Source organism: Pseudomonas sp. 65/3-MNA-CIBAN-0223 (assembly GCF_040310425.1).
Lineage (GTDB): Bacteria > Pseudomonadota > Gammaproteobacteria > Pseudomonadales > Pseudomonadaceae > Aquipseudomonas > Aquipseudomonas gregormendelii.
In genome coordinates, this window is the sequence record NZ_JBEOPV010000186.1 from 1 (window position 1) to 265 (window position 265).

At 36.6% G+C, this 265-nt stretch carries 1 protein-coding gene; it reads right to left on the reverse strand.

Features of this window, described 5'->3' with window-relative positions; genetic code table 11:
* On the reverse strand, positions 1-265 hold a 265-nt coding region (locus AAEZ09_RS28485; protein WP_502947613.1), incomplete at both ends, for a hypothetical protein.

Here is a 265-nt window from a genome sequence, read left to right on the forward strand (position 1 = left end):
GCAGTACCGTTACTATGATAATTGCTAGCTGTCCAAAGCGTTCCATTAAATGCTTTATCGTATTTAACGATAGCAGTTGGCAACTTTTATAAAGAGGCCATAGTGAGCCAATCCAACTAGCAATGGCAATTAAATGCAGAGTTAATATACTTTTAATTAATAGGTCTTTTTCGGCGCTGTGGCCGGTTAAGGTAAAGCTATAGGTAAGGATAATAAGTGCTAATAGTGTAATAACAAAATTAGCCACGTTAGCTGAGTTTGAATG